Here is a 17,070-nt window from a genome sequence, read left to right as displayed (position 1 = left end):
AAAGCACTGGGGATCTCAGTGCTTTTCCGCTTTTTGGCGTAACGCGTCGACCAGGCTGTCCAGGGAGATGTCACCGGCGTTCATAAACTGGCGCGCGGCTTTTTCGGTCTTACCTCCCCAGAGGCCGTCCTCTGCACCCGCCGGGTAGCCAAGCTGATTCAGCCGGGTCTGTGCATAGCGGATGCGGTATTTGTTGCGCAGGGCGCTGTCAGAGAGGTTGCTGCCCTGGACGGTGACGCCCGTGCTGCTGATATTCAGCTTTTTCATCAGCTCCCTGGCTCTCAGGCTGCCGTTTTGGTGGGCGCTGCGTAGCCATCTCTGCCCCAGTGGCTGGTTCCTGGAGCTGCCGATACCGGACAGAAGGCTGACGCCCATCAGGTACTGGGATTCCGCATAGCCTCGTTCGGCGGCCTGACCCGCCCACTGGACTCCCCAGGCGGGCGCCTTTTCTGTGCCATAGCCGTTGAAATAGATCTCCCCCAGGTAGTGCATCGCTTCGCGGTGATAGGCGCTGGCCGCCTTTTCCAGCCAGAAACGAGCGTCGTCGTAATCGATATTGGTGCCCCGGCCCAGGTAATAGGCCATGCCGAGCATGTACTGGGCATCTGTATGGCCCTGTCTGGCGGCATCCTTGAAATGCATAACGCCCAGGGCGTAGTCCTGCAGCACGTCGGCGCCATTGGTAAAGCGCAGCCCCAATTGATACTGGGATTCGGCATCGCCCTGTTTGGCGGATTCGGCGAGTGCCCGGGTCGGTGCTGAGGAATTGATCAGGCCGATCTGTGTGCAGCCTGATAAAACAGTCGCGATAAAAACAGGGTAAACGAAGAATGACTTGTTCATAAGGCAGAGGGTTCGTTACTTCGTCAGAGGTTGGAACGGTGTTGATAGATATCCACACTAATCGGTCGGTTGCTGAATAGCCACAGCAGTACACTGATAGTTTGAGGCAGACTCATCGATGCAGCGGTGAACCTCAAGCTTGCCTGGGAAGGCTCGGCAGAAGCGATAATAAGGACCTCGTTACCACATCTGCCGTTTCGGGCGAAAAAAACTGATCTTGGATTTCAGACCTGTCCACCGCGCTTTATGGGGTGGCTGGAAATTCCGCCTTTCCCCGTGCCTGGCTTGGGCTCCTGGGGCGCAGATATCCACAACGTATTGTTTCCTATGGCTCTTTGGCTTCAGGTCCCATTTTGTCTGGTGTTGCGCTGCTTTTAAGAGTGCCCTGGCCGACCCCTGGGGCACGAAATCCAGCGCCTAAAGCCCCTGCAATTAACCTTGATTTGGGTAGTGTTGATACCTATAGTGTCGCATAGTGGTACAAAGTGGGTGAAAGTGGTTAATTTTGGGGTGTCCGGTGGGAATCATGTTCCGCGGAGTGAATCCGATCAATATCGATGGCAAGGGACGCCTGGCGATTCCCTCGCGCTATCGTGAGTCGATCTCGGATCACTGCGATGGGCGCATGGTGGCGACCATCGATACCGAAACCAAATGTTTGCTGCTTTATCCACAGCCCGAGTGGGACCTGATCCAGGAAAAGCTTGAAGCGCTGCCCAGTTATGACCCCGGCGCTCGACGTGTACAGCGCTTGCTGATCGGTCACGCCACGGACCTGGATATGGATGCGGCCGGCCGATTGCTGTTGCCGGCTCCGTTGAGGGAGTATGCCGCGCTGGAGAAGCGCATTGTCCTGTTGGGGCAAGGGAAAAAATTCGAGATCTGGAGTGAGGATCTCTGGAACGCGACCCGGGATACGTACCTGCAGGATGAAAATCCGGGGGCGGAGTTGCCTGAGGAAGTCAAAACACTGTCATTATAATTAAAGGGCCGGGGCATAATGCCACAAGCGTTCAGCCACACAACGGTGCTACTGGAAGAAGCCGTAACCTCACTCGTCACCAATCCCTCCGGATTCTATGTGGATGGAACCTTCGGTCGCGGAGGTCACTCCGAGCGTATTCTGCGCGAACTTGATGATCAGGGTCATATTCTGGCGATCGACAAGGATCCCCAGGCGATCGCCCATGCGGGTGAACGCTTTGGTGATGAGCCGCGTTTTTCCATCTGTCACGGCTCCTTTGCCGAGCTTGATCGTTTCGTCGCCGATGCCGGCATGACCGGCAAGGTCGACGGCATTTTGCTGGACCTTGGTGTCAGCTCGCCGCAACTCGATGATCCCGAGCGCGGCTTCAGTTTTCTCAACGATGGTCCCCTGGATATGCGCATGGATACCAGCAGCGGCGAAAGTGCAGCCGACTGGATCAACCGTGCGCCGGAGGCTGAGATCGCCGACGTTATCTACCACTACGGGGAAGAACGTTTCTCCCGTCGCATGGCCAAAGCGATCGTTGCCGCGCGCGAAGAGGAGCCGATTACCACCACGGCGCGACTGGCGAAGATCATCGCCGAGGCAAACCCCCGCTGGGAAAAAGGCAAAAACCCGGCAACCCGTGCGTTTCAGGGAATCCGAATTCACATCAACCGGGAGCTGGAGGATGTCGAGCAGGTGCTGGAGAAGTCACTGGATGTGCTGGCTGTCGGTGGTCGTCTGGTGGTGATCAGCTTCCACTCGCTGGAAGACCGGCTGGTGAAACGTTTTATCCGCAAGTATGTGAAAGGGGATGAGCACCTGCCGCCAGGCATACCGGTCACCGATGAGATGCTGAACCAGCGCCTCAGCAGCGGTGGCAAGGCGGTCAAGGCCTCCAAGGACGAGGTTGCCGCTAACCCGCGGGCGCGCAGCGCCGTGATGCGAGTGGCGGTTAAAAAGGCATGACGGGGCTGAAGGATAAATTCCAACAGCTTTTGTCGGTTTGGACAGAGCCTGCGGCTCAGGCTGCCGGGAATCAGCCCAGCAGTGATGCTGGCCGGTTGCTGGGACTGGCGGATCTGGCAAAGCCGGCCGCTACGCTGGGCCTGCTGGTGCTGTTGGTGATCGGTTCAGCGATGCTGGTGATCTACTCCGCCTATGAGTACCGGCGCTTGTTCAACCAGCATCAGGTGCTCAGCTCCCAGGGGGAGGATCTTCAGGTGGAGTGGGGACAGTTGCTGCTGGAGGAAAGCGCTTGGGCCTCAAACAGCCGGGTGGAGCGTCAGGCGGATAAAAATCTCCATATGACCTCACCGGAAGCGGACAATATCGAGATAGTGCGGCATGAGCGATAAGCAGACAGACAACAGGGCCTCTGTGGCCGCGGTACAGGCAATGGCTGCCAGAGGTTGGCGGCTGTGGCTTGTATTCGTGCTGCTGGCGCTGATTGCTGTCGGGATCCTGGCAAAAATGCTTTCCCTCTCCACCGAGGATCAGGCGTTTTTGCAGAGTCAGGGGGATGCGCGCTCGCTCAGAACCATGTTGCTGCCCGCGCACCGGGGCCTGATTACCGACCGAAACGGCGAGCCGCTGGCGGTCAGTGCGCCGGTGGCTACGATCTGGGCCGACCCGAAAATGACCGATGTAACACACGCCAGCCTGCGTAAGCTGGCGCAGCTGCTGGACATCTCCCGGGAGGAGCTGCTGCGTGACCTGAACGCGGATCGCGATCGCCGCTTCCTGTACCTGAAACGCCAGGTAACACCGGAGCTGGCGCAGAGCGTATCGGCACTGAAAATCCCCGGGGTTCATGTGGATCAGGAGTACAAACGCTACTACCCGGCCGCCGAGGTCGCCACGCACCTGGTGGGCTTTACCAGCGTGGACGGCGAAGGTCAGGAGGGGCTGGAACTGGCTTATAACGACTGGCTCAGAGGTGAGCCGGGTCGCAAGCTGGTGATGAAGGACCGGACCGGTCGAACCATCAAGCATATACGTTCCCTGGCAGCGGCCCAGCCCGGCAAGGACCTGGCGCTGAGCATCGACCTGCGACTCCAGTACATGGCGTATCGCGAGCTCAAGGATGCGGTGAACACCCACAAGGCGGACTCAGGCTCGGCGGTGGTGATCGATGTGCGTACCGGTGAGGTGCTGGCGATGGTGAATCAGCCCTCCTATAACCCCAATGATCGCAGTAACCTGCTGACCTCGGCGCTGCGCAACCGCGCCATGACCGATATTTTTGAGCCGGGCTCGACAATGAAGCCGATAACGGTGGCCACCGCCATGATGACCGGCCGCTATACGCCGGACACCATCGTTGATACCTCGCCGGGCTACATTCGTGTGCGTAACGCTACCATCCGCGATCACCGCAATTACGGCGAGCTGAGTCTCACCGGCATTATCACCAAGTCGAGCAACGTGGGGGTGACCCGGCTGGCACTGGATATGGAGCCGGATGCGATTCGCAACGTGATGCATAACGTCGGTATCGGCCAGGTCAGCGGTACCGGCTTTCCCGGTGAGCGCAGTGGCACCCTGCCTTATCTGAGCGAACGTCAGACCGTCGAGCGCTCGACGCTGTCCTATGGCTACGGCCTCTCCGTGACGGCACTGCAGCTGGCGCACTCCTATCTGCCGCTGGCATCCGGTGGCATTCAGCGCCCGGTGTCGCTGCTTAAAGTGGAGGATGACGAGGCGCAGGCCGGCAAGCGGGTAATGCCGGAGAAGATCGCAGACGAGGTGCTGGCGATGATGGAAACCGTGATTTCCCGTCAGGGTACCGGCCGGCGTGCAGCGGTGGAGGGTTACCGCGTGGCGGGTAAAACCGGTACCGCGCACAAGGCCAGCGGCGGTGGCTATGCCGCGGACCGTTATATTTCGGTGTTTTCCGGCGTGGTGCCTGTGTCGAATCCCCGCATCGTCATGGCGGTGATGGTCAATAACCCGAAAGGACAGGAATATTACGGCGGCGAAGTGGCGGCACCGGTGTTTTCCAGGATCGCGACAGGCGCGCTGCGCCTGCTTAATGTACCGCCAGATAAATGGCCCAAACCGGACGAGCAGCAGGTGGCAGCGAAATGACAGGTGCTCCTGATATTCAACTCCAGCAGCTTTTGCCCCAGGTGCCGCAGCGTATTGCGGCATTGCGCGTTTCCGGGCTTTGCCTGGACAGTCGCTGTGTGCGTCCGGGAGATCTGTTCTTTGCGCGCTCCGGTGTGCGTCATCGCGGCGTGGATTTCATCCCCGAGGCTGCCAAGAAGGGGGCCGTAGCGGCGGTCGTCGACGAGCGAGAAGTCGATGAGCAGCAGGCGCAGAACCTGGGACTGCCGGTGATTCGTGTCGCGGGCCTGGATACCCAGATCGGCATGGCGGCCAGTCACTTTTACGGTGAGCCGACACGGGAGATGCGGGTGATCGGTATTACCGGTACCAATGGCAAAACCTCCTGCGCTCATTTTCTGGCCCAGGCGTTAAACAGCTGCGGCCTCAAGGCGGCGCTGATCGGCACGATCGGCAACGGCTTTCCGGGACAGCTGCGCGAAGCCACACACACCACGCCGGATGCGATCAGTCTGCATGCGGAGATGGCGCGGCTGCGCAACGAGGGCGCCGATGCCGTGGTGATGGAAGTCTCCAGTCACGCCCTGGATCAGGGCCGGGTCGCCGGTGTTCAGTTCGATGTGGCGGCGTACACCAATCTGACCCATGACCACCTGGACTATCACGGCAACATGGAAGCCTATGCGGCGGCGAAGGCGCGGCTGTTTACCGAATACGGTGCGCCGATCCAGGTGCTGAACGCCGACGACGCCGAGTGCCGCCGGCTGCTCGATCAGGCCTGTCCGGCGGGCGGAGAACGTATCGGCTTTTCGGTGCACTCCAGCGCTGCCCCGGTGTACGCCGACCAGCTCGATATGCGGTCCCAGGGGCTGATGTTCGAACTTCATACCCCCTGGGGCGAGGTCATGGCCTCCTCACCGGTGCTGGGGGAGTTCAACCTCTCCAATCTGTTGCTGGTGTCCGCCGTACTCGGTGGCATGGGCTATGAGCTCAGCAATATCGCCTCCGCGCTGGCATCCCTGAAGGCGGTCAGCGGGCGCATGGAGCGGGTCAGCGAATCCCGTCTGCCGGTGGTGCTGGTTGATTATGCGCATACGCCCGATGCACTTGATAAGGCACTGCAGGCGACCCGCGCTCACCTGAATGGACGGGCGCGTCTCTGGGTGGTATTTGGCTGTGGCGGCGATCGGGATACCGCGAAACGGGCGTTGATGGGAGAGATCGCGGCCAGGGGGGCTGACGAAGTCGTGCTGACCAGCGATAATCCGCGCTCCGAAAATCCGCACAGTATTCTTCAGATGATTAACGAAGGTATTTCTGCCGAGCGGTCCGTCCATGTTGAAGCGGACCGGGCCCAGGCTATTGCCTGGACGATCGCACAGGCGAACGACCGGGATATCGTACTTGTCGCCGGCAAAGGTCACGAAACCTACCAGGAGATAAACGGTGTCCGGCAGCCGTTTAGCGACCAGGAACAGGTATTGAAGGCGCTAGACGCCAGGGGGACGGAATGATCGCAGATTTTCGTCTGTCTGCCCTGGCAGAGATGCTCGGCGCTGAAAAGCTGGGCTGCGAGGAAGACGCAGTCTGCCTGCGTGTCTGCACTGATACGCGAAAAGTTGAACAGGGTGATCTGTTCGTGGCACTGAAAGGGCCGCGATTTGATGCCCACGATTATGTCGGCGACGCCATCGGGAAGGGGGCTGTGGCAGCGGTGGTTGACCACCCGGTTGATCAGGCGTTTGCGCAGTTGGCTGTCGCCGACACCTTAGAGGCCCTGGGGGCGTTGGGCGGTTATAACCGCCAGGCGTTCCAGGGATGCCTGTTCGCCGTAACGGGCAGCAGCGGTAAAACCACCGTTAAAGAGATGCTGGCAACGATGCTGGCACAGCGGGGGGCGACCCTGGCAACCCGGGGTAACCTCAATAACGAAATCGGTGTGCCGCTGACGCTGCTTGAGATCGAACAGAAACATGAGTACGCCGTCATTGAACTGGGCGCCAGCGGGCTTGGCGAAATTGCCCGCACCACACGGATGGCGCGGCCCCGGGTGGCTATCCTGACCAACGCCATGGGCGCACACCTGGAAGGGTTCGGCAGCCTGGATAACGTGGTCCGTGCGAAAAGCGAAATCTACGAAGGACTGCAGGCATCTGGCGTCGGCGTGGTGAACCTCGATGACCCGCATGCATCTTTCTGGCTCGGGAAACTGAACGATCTGGGTCGAGCCGTGGTCACTTTCGGGGTCGATAACGATCAGGCCGATCTCAGGGTATGTAATCCACAGCTCGCTACTGCCGGCACCTGGGGTGGCGAGCTGCATTACCGCGATGAAAAAGTCGCGCTCACCCTGGGCGTTATGGGGCGCCACAACCTGGCTAACGCTGCCGCCGCTGCGGCCGCATGGGTCGCCGCCGGCCTGCCACTAGCGCAGGCGGCCACGGGCCTTGAGGCGTTTCGGGCGGTGCCGGGCCGATTGAGCCCGCATCGGCTGGCGCAGGGTGCGCTGCTGATCGATGACAGCTACAACGCCAACCCGGGCGCGGTGAAAGCGGCGATCGATGTGCTGATGGATCAGCCCGGACCGCACACCCTGCTGCTCGGTGATATGGCTGAACTCGGTGACGAAGCGCCTGAGCTGCATGCGGAAGTGGGGCGTTATGCGGGCGAGGCGGGCGTCGAGCGCCTGCTGACAAGTGGTGTGCTCTCTCAGCAGTCGGCAGTGGCGGCGTCCGAAGCGGGTTGTGAAGCCCGGCACTTCGCCCGTTTTGAAGATCTGCTGGCCGAGCTGAAACAACTGGAACTGACTACCGGAACGCTGCTGGCCAAGGGCTCACGCAGCGCCGGTATGGAAAGGGCGGTTAACGCCCTGATGACTGGAGAATAACAACGCATGCTGCTTTTGCTGACCGAGTTTCTGTCCCAGTTTTACAGCGGATTTGCCGTTTTCGGCTATATCACGCTGCGCGGTATTCTGGGCGTTCTGACCGCACTCGGCCTGTCGCTGTTTTTCGGCCCTCGCCTGATCCGCCAGCTCAAGCTGAAGCAGATCGGCCAGGCGGTCCGTGATGACGGCCCGCAGAGCCATCTGAGCAAGGCGGGAACACCCACCATGGGCGGTGCGATGATCATCCTGGCGATCGCTATCAGTACCCTACTCTGGAGTGACCTGAGTAACCGTTATGTCTGGATCACCCTGGGCGTGCTGCTTATTTTCGGCGCGGTGGGCTGGGTCGACGACTGGCGCAAGGTGGTTGAAAAGAATCCCCGCGGTCTGCCGGCGCGCTGGAAGTACTTCTGGCAGTCGGTGGGTGGTTTCGGTGCGGCAGTACTGCTTTATATGACGGCTCAGAGCCCCGTGGAAACCCAGCTGATCGTGCCGTTCGTCAAGGATTTCGCCCTGGAGCTCGGGATAGGCTTTATCGTCTTCACCTACTTCGTCATTGTGGGCAGCTCCAATGCCGTCAACCTGACTGACGGCCTGGACGGCCTGGCGATCATGCCCACCGTTATGGTTGGCGGTGCGCTGGCTGTTTTTGCCTATCTCAGTGGCCACGTGCAGTTCGCCAACTACCTGAATATCCCCTATGTGGCGGGTGCCGGTGAGCTGATCATTTTCTGCGGTGCCATCGTCGGTGCCGGCCTCGGTTTTCTCTGGTTTAACACCTATCCGGCTCAGGTGTTCATGGGCGACGTGGGGGCGCTGGCGCTCGGTGCCGCCCTGGGTGTGGTCGCCGTGATCGTGCGCCAGGAGCTGGTGCTGGTGATCATGGGCGGAGTGTTTGTGATGGAAACCGTTTCGGTGATTCTGCAGGTGGCGTCTTTCAAACTGACCGGACGTCGCATCTTCCGTATGGCCCCGATCCATCACCATTTTGAACTCAAGGGCTGGCCGGAGCCGCGCGTGATTGTGCGTTTCTGGATCATCACCGTCGTACTGGTGCTGATCGGCCTGGCAACACTGAAAATTCGATAGGCAGTAAAGATGAGTCTGATAGCGACAGATAAAAAGCGTGTGGTGATCGGTCTGGGACAGACCGGGATGGCCTGTGCGCGTTATCTGTACCGCCAGGGTATTCCGTTTATTGCCTGTGACACGCGCGAGAATCCGCCGGCGGCCGATCAGTTCCGCCAGCAGTTCCCGGGCGCCCAGCTTTACTGCGGCCCGCTGGATGCAGAGCTGCTCTCGAACGCGTCGGAGCTGCTGTTAAGCCCCGGCGTGGCCCAGTCAGAGCCGGCCATTCGTCAGGCCGTGGAGCGCGGCGTGCGCCTCAGCGGCGATATTGATCTGTTCTGCGAGCAGGCGAAGGCGCCGATCGTTGCGATTACCGGCTCCAATGCGAAAAGCACGGTTACAACGCTGGTGGGCGAGATGGCTATGGCGGCCGGCGTCAATGTCCGCGTGGGCGGTAACCTGGGTACGCCGGTGCTGGACCTGCTGGATGACGCCGCGGAGCTATATGTACTGGAGCTGTCCAGCTTTCAGCTCGAAACCACCAACGACCTGCGCGCCGCGGCGGCCACGGTACTCAATGTGAGCCCCGACCACCTGGACCGTTACGCGTCGATGCAGGCGTATCACGCCGCCAAGCACCGTATCTATCGTGGCTGTGCCTGTGCGGTTACAAACCGTGATGATGCACTGAGCCGGCCGTTGCTGCCGGTGGGCACCAAAGCGCTGAGTTTCGGGCTGTCAAAGCCGGACCTGAACCAGTACGGGCTGATCGACTACCAGGGCGAGACCTGGTTGGCACGGGGCCTTGAGCGTCTGCTACCGGTGAAAGAGATGAAAATCCGTGGCAGCCACAACCAGGCCAACGCCCTGGCGGCGCTGGCGCTCGGAGAAACCGTCGGCCTGCCGGTCGAGGCGATGCTGCAGGCGCTACGCCAGTTTGCCGGCCTGAAGCACCGTTGCCAGTGGGTGGCCAGCCGCTGTGAGCTGAGCTGGTTCAACGACTCCAAGGGCACCAATGTCGGTGCAACCCTTGCCGCCCTCAACGGTCTTGGCGACACCCTCGGCGAGAATGAACGCATCGTGCTGATCGCCGGCGGCGTCGGCAAGGGGCAGAGCTTCACCGAGCTGGATGCCCCCCTGGCCCGTTTCGGTCGTGAGCTGGTACTGATAGGCGAAGATGCTCCGGCGCTGGCCGATGCGGTTGCAGCGGTACCACACCGTTTCGCAACCGATATGGCTGATGCGGTAGAGCAGGCCAGGCGCGCTGCCCAACCGGGTGACATCGTGCTGCTATCCCCTGCCTGTGCAAGCTTCGATATGTTCTCCGGCTATCCCGCCCGCGGCGATGCCTTTGTCAGTGCCGTGGAGGAGCTTGTATGCGACTGAGCCTGCCACGGATGACATGCCCAACGCTGAAGACCGATGCCTGGCTCAAGCGTCTGCCGCTGGTGGGTGGTTCGGGTAATTCTGCGCTGAACAGCGGTACGTTGCCGTTCGACCCCTGGCTGATGCTGGCGACCATTACGCTGATGCTGACCGGCTTCGTGATGATTACCTCGGCTTCCATGGATGTGGCCGCGAAGAATTTTGGGTCGGCCGACTTCTTTATTGTGCGCCACGGCAGTTTCATGCTTCTTGCTCTTGTCGCAGCCCTGGTGACGGCGATGATCCCGATCCGTATCTGGGAAAAGTACGGTGTCCTGCTGCTGTTTGTCGGCCTTGCCATTCTGGTCGTGGTGTTGATCCCCGGTATCGGCCGTGAGGTCAACGGGAGCCGCCGCTGGATAGGGCTGGGGCCGATTAACCTGCAGGCGTCGGAGATCGCCAAGGTGTGCATGGTGATATTCATGGGCGGCTATCTGGTGCGCCGCCTGGGTGAGGTGCGCTCCACCTGGTGGGGGGTGATTAAACCGGCCTTCCCGCTGGCGCTGTATGTGTTCGTATTGATCCTTGAACCCGATTACGGTGCCACGGTGGTATTGATGGGCACGGTAATGGGGATGATTTTCCTCGGCGGCATGCGTGCGTTCCAGTTCTTCATTCTGGTTGTCGTCGCAGGTGTTCTGGTCAGTGCCCTGGCGGTGACCCAGCCCTATCGTATGGAACGTCTGCAGAGTTTTACCGATCCCTGGGCAGATCCCTTTGGTGCCGGTTATCAGCTATCCCAGGCGCAAATTGCGTTCGGGCGTGGCGGCTGGTTCGGCGAGGGGCTGGGCAACAGTGTGCAGAAGCTGTTTTACCTGCCCGAGGCGCACACCGACTTTGTTTACTCCGTGCTGGCCGAAGAGCTTGGCATGATAGGCGCACTGCTGATCTGTGCGCTTTACGGCCTGCTGGTAGCACGCATGTTCCTGATCGGCCGCCAGGCGGAAAAGCAGGAGCAGTTTTTCATGGCGTATATCTGCTACGGCTTCGCGTTCATCATCGCCGGGCAGGCGATGATCAATATCGGCGTCAACGTGGGCGCGCTGCCGACCAAGGGGCTGACGCTGCCACTGCTCAGTTACGGTGGCAGTAGCCTGCTTGCCTGCTGCGGCATGATCGCCATCGTTCAGCGGGTGGATTTCGAGTTGAAGCGGATGCGTATAGCGGCGCCGAAACCGTCCCGACCAAAGCGCCAGCGGGAGGTGAAACATGGCCGCTAAGCGCGTATTGATCATGGCCGGTGGCACCGGAGGACACGTCTTCCCGGCGTTGGCCACAGCGGATGCGCTGCAGCGCCAGGGCATCGAGGTGGAGTGGCTCGGAACCGCTGCGGGGATAGAGGCCGAGGTGGTACCTAAAGCCGGTATCAAACTGCACTGTATTGATGTGAAGGGGTTTCGCGGCAAGGGCCGCCTGAAACAGCTGCTGGCGCCGTTCGGTTTGATGCATGCACTTTGGCAGGCGCTGGGCGTGGTCAACCGGGTCAAGCCGGATGCGGTGCTGGGAATGGGAGGCTTTGCCTCGGGTCCCGGTGGTCTGATCGCCTGGCTCAGGCGCAAACCCTTGGTGATCCATGAGCAGAACGCTGTGGCAGGCACCACCAACCGCATTCTGTCGCATTTCGCGACCCGAGTGCTGCAGGCGTTTCCCGGTGCCTATAAAGGCGAGGACCGGGGCGCGGTGGTTGGTAACCCTGTGCGCGGACCGATTCTCGATGTCGAGGCGCCCGAAGCCCGGTATAGGGAGCGCTCGGGCCCGCTGCGGCTGCTGATTGTCGGTGGCAGCCTGGGTGCCAAGCCGATTAACGATCTGCTGCCGGGCGCTATCGCCAGTCTGCCGGAAGCGGAAAGACCCGAAATCTGGCACCAGAGTGGCAAACGCAATATCGCTGAACTCAGTGAGGCGTACGAGCAGGCGGCAGTTGAGGCGCGGGTGGTGCCGTTTATTGAGCGTATGGATGAAGCCTACGCCTGGGCGGACCTGGTGCTGTGCCGCGCCGGAGCCCTGACCGTCAGTGAGCTGGCGATCGCCGGTGTGCCATCGATTCTGGTGCCGCTGCCGCATGCGATCGATGACCATCAGACGGCGAACGCGGGCTTTCTCAGTGACACCGGTGCCGGTGTGAGGATCAGGCAGTCTGATCTGTCTGCGCAACGGCTGATCGAGCTGCTCAGGCAGCTCAATGACAGAAACGAACTATTAAAGATGGCCCGTGCCGCAAGGGCGCTGGCCAGACCCGAGTCCAGCCAAGAGGTGGCTCGGGTGTGTGTGGAGGTGATGAAGTGAAACCGGCAGAAGCTGCAGCGATCAAGCAGTATGAAGTGCCCGAAATGCGGCGCATCCGCCAGATCCACTTCGTTGGTATCGGCGGCGTAGGCATGTGCGGTATCGCCGAGGTGTTGTTGAACCAGGGCTACCGGATAACCGGCTCGGATATGCGTGCCTCGGCCGTGACCAGCCATCTGGAGAAACTGGGGGCGAGCGTCTTTATCGGTCATAGCCAGGACAATATCGCCGGTGCGGATGTGGTGGTGATCTCCTCCGCCGTGGGTGAAGACAACCCGGAGGTGGCCGCCGCGCGTGAACAACTGACGCCGGTGGTGCGCCGTGCCGAGATGCTGGCGGAGCTGATGCGCTATCGCCACGGTATCGCCGTTGCCGGTACTCACGGTAAGACCACCACCACCAGTCTGGTGGCGTCGATCCTGGCCGAGGCGGGCAAGGACCCGACCTTCGTTATCGGTGGCCGTCTCACCAGCGCCGGTACCAATGCCCAGCTTGGCAGCAGCCGCTACCTGGTGGCGGAGGCGGACGAAAGCGATGCCTCTTTCCTACATCTGCAGCCGATGGTCGCCATCGTCACCAATATCGATGCCGACCACATGGATACCTACGACGGTGACTTCAACAAGCTGAAAAAGACCTTTATCAGCTTCCTCCATCACCTGCCGTTTTATGGACTGGCGGTGATGTGCACCGATGATCCTGTCGTCTGCGAGCTGCTGCAGGACGTGGCCCGCCCGGTACTGACTTACGGTTTCGATGAAGATGCGGATTTCCGCGCGCTGGATCTGAAGCAGGATGGTTTCCGCAGCAGCTTCCGCGTCAGCCGCCCCGATGGACTGCCGGACCTGAACGTCACTCTGAACATGCCGGGGCGCCACAATATTCTCAACGCCCTGGCTGCTATAGCAGTAGCTACCGACGAGGGTGTGGATGACGCCGCTATCTGTCGCGCGCTGGACAAGTTCCAGGGCGTTGGCCGTCGCTTCCAGGTGCTTGGCGAAGTGCCGGTGGACGGTGGCAGCGTAACGCTGGTGGATGACTACGGCCACCACCCGCGGGAGGTGCAGGCGGTGATCAACGCTGTCAGAGAGGGCTGGCCCGGACGCCGGCTGGTGATGGTCTATCAGCCGCACCGTTACACCCGTACCCGTGACCTCTACGAGGATTTCGTGCAGGTGCTCCAGGGCGTTGATCAACTGGTGATGCTGGATGTCTATGCCGCAGGAGAGACGCCGATTCCCGGTGCCGACAGCCGCAGCCTGTGCCGCAGTATCCGTCAGCGCGGTAAGGAGCCGGTGTTTATCGAAAACACCGACGAGCTGCCCCAGGCGCTACGTAACCTGCTTCAGCCCGGCGATCTGCTGCTGACCCAGGGGGCGGGCAACGTGACCGCGATTTCACATGATCTGTCGCAGCGTGATCTCTCCAGTGCGGGAGGTGAGCATGAGTGAGTTCAGGATCGACCAGGCCGAAATGCAGCAGCTCGGGCGCGTCGTCGTTATTTACGGTGGCTTGTCGGCTGAGCGCCCCGTCTCGCTGAAAAGCGGTGCCGAAGTTCTGCGCGGGCTGCTGGCCGCTGGTGTTGATGCCTTCGGTATTGATCTGGGTGGTGAAGGCCAGGATCCCTTGCAGCAGCTGATCGCCAGCGAGTTCGACCGCGCTTTCCTGATTCTGCACGGGCGCGGTGGCGAGGATGGCACCATCCAGGGCGTACTGGAGATGATGGGCAAGCCCTATACCGGCAGTGGCGTGGCTGCCTCGGGTATCGGCATGGACAAGCTCCGCACCAAGCAACTCTGGCATGGGGCGGCATTATCGACGCCGGCGTTTGCGATTATCGACAGCGATACCGATCTTGCTGAGGTCGAAGCTGAGCTTGGCTTCCCGATCATGATTAAGCCGGTGCACGAGGGCTCGAGTATCGGCATGGCGCGGGTGACCAGCGGTGATGAACTGACCGCAGCGGTGGCCGAGGCGCGTAAATATGACGATGCGGTGCTGGCCGAGCGCTGGATCAGCGGTCCGGAATACACCGTGGCGATCCTGGATGGGCAGGCACTGCCGATCATCAGGCTGGAAACACCGCACCAGTTTTACGATTTCAACGCCAAATATGAAGCGGATGATACCCGCTATCTGTTTGATACCCAGCTCAGCAGTGCCGAAGAAACCGAGCTTAAACAGCTGGTGGAGCAGGCATTCCGGGTGGTCGGCTGTCGCGGCTGGGGCCGGGTCGATGTGATGCTGGATGACCAGGGCTGTTTCCAGCTGCTCGAGGTCAATACCGCACCGGGCATGACCGATCACAGCCTGGTCCCCATGGCTGCACGTGAGTCGGGTATAGGTTTTGAAGAGCTGGTGGTGCGCATACTGCGCGGCACGCTGGTGGAGCAGGAGTAAGAGTCATGCTGATGACGCTGCCGTGGAGGAACCGTTCGCAGGAGGCGCTGGAAACAGCACCTGCGCGTGGCGCCGTGCGTGCAGCCGAGCCGGCCCCGGCGCCGGCGGACAGTGACTGGTACTGGCGTCCGATGGTGCTGCTGACGCTGCTGGTGGTGTTCTGCGGAATACTCACCTCAGGGTCGCGGGATCTGTGGCGCTGGCTCGATGGCCCGGTGGCGCAGATCGAGGTGGTGGGCGCAGTCCGTCACCTGGATAAGGCGGCGATCGCCAACGAGCTGGCGGCCAGTCTGGACAAGCCGCTGCTGGAGCTTGATCTTGCGCCCCTGCGGGAGCAGGTGATCGCGAACCCCTGGGTGCATGATGCCAGCATCAGCCGGCAGTGGCCGCCGTCGCTGGAGGTCCGACTGGTCGAAGAGGTACCGGTGGCGCGCTGGAGTGACAAGGGGCTGTTGAACCACCAGGGCGACATCTTCTGGCCGGCGCTCAAACCCGAGTACGCCAGCCTGCCGATGTTGAGTGGACCGGCCCATGAAACGGTCAGGATCATGGAGCAGTTTCACGACCTGAACCGTATGTTTGCGGCAAGCGGGATGAAACTGACCGGCCTGACGCTGGAACCCCGCGGGGCCTGGACCATCGAACTGGACAACGGTATCCAGGTGGTGGCCGGCCGGGAAAAGCTTATTCCACGATTGAAGCGTTTCCTGACCGTATATCAGCTCAGTCTGGCGGACAGGTCAGAACAGATAGAACAGATCGACATACGTTATACCAACGGCATCGCCGTGCGTTGGCGGGCCGAAGAGAAGAGTGAAAATGCAGGATAAAGGGGCGGTAAGCCAGAGCAGCATGATCGTCGCGCTGGACATAGGCACCTCCAAGGTGGTGTGTCTGGTGGGCGAAATAACCGATACCGGCGCGATCGAGATCGTCGGCGTCGGATCACATCCGTCACGGGGGCTGAAGCGTGGCGTGGTGGTGAATATCGAGTCCACGGTGCACTCGATCCAGCGCGCCGTGGAAGAGGCGGAGCTGATGGCCGGGTGCAAGATTCACTCGGTGACGGTGGGGATTGCCGGCAGCCATATCAGCAGCCACAACTCTCACGGCATCGTGGCGGTGAAGGACCGGGAGGTTTCCGAGTACGACCTGGAGCGGGTCATCGATGCGGCCCGGGCGGTGGCGATTCCGGCGGATCAGAAGATCCTCCACATTCTGCCGCAGGAGTACCTGATCGACCATCAGGAGGGGATCCGCGAGCCGCTGGGGATGTCCGGTGTGCGTCTCGAGGCCAAGGTTCACCTGGTCTGCGGCGCGATCAACGCGGTGCAGAACATCGAGAAGTGTATCCGCCGTTGCGGTCTTGAGGTCGACGCGGTGGTACTGGAGCAGCTGGCCTCCAGCTACTCGGTGCTCACCGACGATGAAAAAGACTTGGGTGTCTGCATGGTCGATATCGGTGGCGGCACTACCGATATCGCCGTTTTCACTGGTGGCGCGATCCGCCACACCGCGGTGATTCCGGTGGCCGGCGATCAGGTTACCAACGATATCGCCATGGCGCTGCGTACGCCGACGCTGAACGCGGAGCAGTTGAAGATCAAGTACGCCTGCGCGCTGGCCCAGCTGGCGCGGCCGGAAGAGATGATCAAGGTGCCCAGCGTTGGGGACCGTCCGGCGCGGGATCTGTCGCGGCAGGCGCTGGCCGAGGTGGTCGAACCGCGTTACGAAGAGCTTTTTACACTGGTTCAGGCGGAACTGCGCCGCAGTGGATTCGAGGATCTGGCAGCGGCGGGAATCGTTCTGACCGGTGGTACGTCAAAAATGGAGGGCGCGGTCGAGCTGGCGGAGGAGATATTCCACATGCCGGTGAGGCTGGCCCGTCCGCAGGGAGTCAGAGGCATGGAAGATCTGCTGGGCAACCCGATCTATGCGACCGGCATAGGCTTGTTGCATTACGCGCGCTCGGACCAGGGTCCGAGCGCGCCGGAATTGATTCAACAGGAGGCCGATGTGACGAAAGCAAGCCGCTCTGGGCCGGGCTTTATGCAGCGCATCAAGACCTGGTTGCAGGGTAATTTCTGAATTTTTTGAAAAGTTAATGGTTAGGAGCCGGAAG

15 protein-coding genes are annotated in these 17,070 nt (G+C 61.0%); 14 read left to right on the top strand and 1 reads right to left on the bottom strand.

Annotated features, from left to right (window positions below; all coding sequences use genetic code 11):
* Nucleotides 1-15: 15 nt before the first annotated feature.
* Nucleotides 16-843: a peptidoglycan-binding protein gene (locus ACQUQP_RS17480; protein ID WP_432696318.1), complete on the bottom strand. Its 828-nt coding sequence runs from the start codon at nucleotides 841-843 to the stop codon at nucleotides 16-18.
* A gap of 526 nt (nucleotides 844-1,369) precedes the next feature.
* Here ACQUQP_RS17480 and mraZ point away from each other — a divergent pair.
* Genes mraZ through ftsA form a run of 14 tightly spaced genes read left to right on the top strand, consistent with a single transcriptional unit; the run spans nucleotide 1,370 to nucleotide 17,036 of the window.
* The gene (gene mraZ / locus ACQUQP_RS17475; protein WP_432696317.1) at nucleotides 1,370-1,825 is read left to right on the top strand and encodes a division/cell wall cluster transcriptional repressor MraZ; all 456 of its coding nucleotides are present in this window, start codon (nucleotides 1,370-1,372) and stop codon (nucleotides 1,823-1,825) included.
* Nucleotides 1,826-1,843: 18 nt separating this feature from the next.
* Complete coding sequence (gene rsmH, locus ACQUQP_RS17470; protein WP_432696316.1) at nucleotides 1,844-2,782, top strand: 16S rRNA (cytosine(1402)-N(4))-methyltransferase RsmH; 939 nt, start codon at nucleotides 1,844-1,846, stop codon at nucleotides 2,780-2,782.
* A gap of 29 nt (nucleotides 2,783-2,811) precedes the next feature.
* Complete coding sequence (ftsL, locus tag ACQUQP_RS17465; RefSeq protein ID WP_432696315.1) at nucleotides 2,812-3,171, top strand: cell division protein FtsL; 360 nt, start codon at nucleotides 2,812-2,814, stop codon at nucleotides 3,169-3,171.
* The gene (locus ACQUQP_RS17460; RefSeq protein ID WP_432696314.1) at nucleotides 3,161-4,903 is read left to right on the top strand and encodes a peptidoglycan D,D-transpeptidase FtsI family protein; all 1,743 of its coding nucleotides are present in this window, start codon (nucleotides 3,161-3,163) and stop codon (nucleotides 4,901-4,903) included. The genes ftsL and ACQUQP_RS17460 overlap by 11 nt, the downstream gene beginning before the upstream one ends.
* Nucleotides 4,900-6,396 (top strand): UDP-N-acetylmuramoyl-L-alanyl-D-glutamate--2,6-diaminopimelate ligase, encoded by a 1,497-nt coding sequence (locus tag ACQUQP_RS17455; protein ID WP_432696313.1) that lies wholly within the window; start codon nucleotides 4,900-4,902, stop codon nucleotides 6,394-6,396. The genes ACQUQP_RS17460 and ACQUQP_RS17455 overlap by 4 nt, the downstream gene beginning before the upstream one ends.
* Nucleotides 6,393-7,769: a UDP-N-acetylmuramoyl-tripeptide--D-alanyl-D-alanine ligase gene (locus tag ACQUQP_RS17450; protein ID WP_432696312.1), complete on the top strand. Its 1,377-nt coding sequence runs from the start codon at nucleotides 6,393-6,395 to the stop codon at nucleotides 7,767-7,769. The genes ACQUQP_RS17455 and ACQUQP_RS17450 overlap by 4 nt, the downstream gene beginning before the upstream one ends.
* Nucleotides 7,770-7,775: 6 nt before the next feature.
* Nucleotides 7,776-8,858: a phospho-N-acetylmuramoyl-pentapeptide-transferase gene (mraY, locus tag ACQUQP_RS17445; RefSeq protein WP_432696311.1), complete on the top strand. Its 1,083-nt coding sequence runs from the start codon at nucleotides 7,776-7,778 to the stop codon at nucleotides 8,856-8,858.
* Nucleotides 8,859-8,867: 9 nt separating this feature from the next.
* Complete coding sequence (murD, locus tag ACQUQP_RS17440) at nucleotides 8,868-10,223, top strand: UDP-N-acetylmuramoyl-L-alanine--D-glutamate ligase (protein WP_432696310.1); 1,356 nt, start codon at nucleotides 8,868-8,870, stop codon at nucleotides 10,221-10,223.
* A complete protein-coding gene (ftsW, locus tag ACQUQP_RS17435; RefSeq protein WP_432696309.1) occupies nucleotides 10,214-11,482 on the top strand; it encodes a putative lipid II flippase FtsW in 1,269 nt (422 codons plus the stop codon). Before murD ends, ftsW begins: the two co-directional genes overlap by 10 nt.
* The gene (gene murG, locus ACQUQP_RS17430; RefSeq protein WP_432696308.1) at nucleotides 11,472-12,548 is read left to right on the top strand and encodes an undecaprenyldiphospho-muramoylpentapeptide beta-N-acetylglucosaminyltransferase; all 1,077 of its coding nucleotides are present in this window, start codon (nucleotides 11,472-11,474) and stop codon (nucleotides 12,546-12,548) included. The genes ftsW and murG overlap by 11 nt, the downstream gene beginning before the upstream one ends.
* Before the next feature lie 44 nt (nucleotides 12,549-12,592).
* Complete coding sequence (murC, locus tag ACQUQP_RS17425) at nucleotides 12,593-13,999, top strand: UDP-N-acetylmuramate--L-alanine ligase (protein WP_432698714.1); 1,407 nt, start codon at nucleotides 12,593-12,595, stop codon at nucleotides 13,997-13,999.
* Nucleotides 13,992-14,948, top strand: coding sequence for a D-alanine--D-alanine ligase (locus ACQUQP_RS17420; RefSeq protein ID WP_432696307.1), 957 nt, complete (start codon nucleotides 13,992-13,994; stop codon nucleotides 14,946-14,948). Before murC ends, ACQUQP_RS17420 begins: the two co-directional genes overlap by 8 nt.
* A gap of 5 nt (nucleotides 14,949-14,953) precedes the next feature.
* On the top strand, nucleotides 14,954-15,778 hold the full coding sequence (locus ACQUQP_RS17415) for a cell division protein FtsQ/DivIB (RefSeq protein ID WP_432696306.1): 825 nt from the start codon (nucleotides 14,954-14,956) through the stop codon (nucleotides 15,776-15,778).
* Nucleotides 15,768-17,036 carry a cell division protein FtsA gene (ftsA, locus tag ACQUQP_RS17410; RefSeq protein ID WP_432696305.1) on the top strand — a complete coding sequence of 423 codons (1,269 nt, stop codon included), beginning with the start codon at nucleotides 15,768-15,770 and terminating at the stop codon, nucleotides 17,034-17,036. The genes ACQUQP_RS17415 and ftsA overlap by 11 nt, the downstream gene beginning before the upstream one ends.
* The last annotated feature ends 34 nt before the right edge of the window (nucleotides 17,037-17,070 follow it).

The sequence above is a fragment of the Marinobacterium sp. YM272 genome (assembly GCF_050908845.1).
GTDB lineage: Bacteria > Pseudomonadota > Gammaproteobacteria > Pseudomonadales > Balneatricaceae > Marinobacterium_D.
The sequence above is the reverse complement of the archived record's forward strand: the minus strand, read 5'-3'. Positions and strand labels throughout refer to the sequence as shown.